Annotated in this window: 2 protein-coding genes and 1 pseudogene; 2 read left to right on the forward strand and 1 reads right to left on the reverse strand. The window is 44.9% G+C overall.

Features of this window, described 5'->3' with window-relative positions:
• Nucleotides 1–72, forward strand: a pseudogene (locus tag A3763_RS30215) (elongation factor P); the annotation flags it as partial.
• Between the two features lie 44 nt (nt 73–116).
• The gene (gene epmA, locus A3763_RS20665) at nt 117–1,112 is read left to right on the forward strand and encodes an EF-P lysine aminoacylase EpmA (protein ID WP_068760436.1); all 996 of its coding nucleotides are present in this window, start codon (nt 117–119) and stop codon (nt 1,110–1,112) included.
• A gap of 5 nt (nt 1,113–1,117) precedes the next feature.
• Here epmA and A3763_RS20670 read toward each other — a convergent pair.
• Nucleotides 1,118–1,309: phosphatidylserine decarboxylase (locus A3763_RS20670; protein WP_197483025.1), on the reverse strand; the 192-nt coding region annotated here is incomplete at its 5' end.

Raw genomic sequence — 1,309 nt, forward strand, 5'->3', positions numbered from 1 at the left:
TTTGTCAATATTGGTGAGAAGCTGCGTATCGATACTCGTACTGGTGAATACGTGAGTCGTGCCAAGTCATAATTGAGCAATTGATTGCATAGAGATTAGAGGTTTGCTTGCTTGTTATGAATAAAACTTCAGAACAATGGCAACCAACATGTTCTTTGCAAAGACTAAAAGCCCGGGCTGAGCTATATGCGCAGCTTCGGGCTTTTTTTGTCGCACGTCATGTGCTTGAAGTTGAAACGCCTATTCTTGGTCGCTCAACTGCGACAGATCCTCATCTGGAAAGTTTGTCTTGCGCTTTGAATTCTGCACCTGGTGCGGGTTCAGAATGTTTATATCTACATACTTCTCCTGAATTCCCTATGAAGCGTCTACTTGCTGCGGGGAGTGGTTCGATTTTCCAAATCTGTAAAACTTTTCGTAATGCTGAAAGCGGCGTACGACATAATCCTGAATTTTCCATGCTTGAATGGTATCGCCCAGGCTTTGATCTCAACGCTCTGATGCAAGAAACCGCAGACCTACTGGAAACTCTTTTGGGTTCATGTGAAGTGTCGACAGTTAGTTATCGCGACTTGTTTCGGAAATATTTAGATCTTGACCCGATGATAGTCGCTATTGATGTACTGAGGCNGAAAGCAATAGAGTTGGCCGGCTATTCCGGGCCTAATTTGGAACGTGATGAGTACCTGGATCTGCTACTAAGCGTCTGTATTGAGCCATACTTGGGCTGTTCTGAAGATAGTAAGCTTAGACCCGTGTTTGTTTCGGATTATCCCGCATCACAAGCATCTCTAGCCGCCTTGAAGCATGATGAGGATGGCTTATTGGTCGCAGAAAGGTTCGAGCTATATATAAACGGGCTCGAGATTGCGAATGCCTATCATGAACTAACGGATGCTAAAGAGCAGCGCCAGCGCTTTGAATCTGATAATTTGGTACGCCAGGATATGGGTTTGAATGGGATACCAATCGATGAGAAGTTCTTATCAGCTTTGGAGTCTGGTATGCCAGACTGTTCGGGAATTGCCCTAGGTTTGGATCGTTTGTTGATGATCAAAGAGGGAGTCAATAGCATTGAAGATGTATTGAGCTTCCCTCTAAGTCGGGTCTAGTAAATCTAGCTTTTAATGATACTACCGAAGTTTTCACCCATTCTAACGGGGGAGCCTGCCTGCATTGCTTCATTGAATTGTGTTGTGCCTTTTGGAAACGCCAATACAACGGTAGAACCGAGCTTGAATCGTCCCATTTCCTGCCCCTTTTCCAGAGTGATACTGCTCGCATCCCCATAAAGGGTACTGTTCACATC

Source organism: Oleiphilus sp. HI0128, from assembly GCF_001635365.1.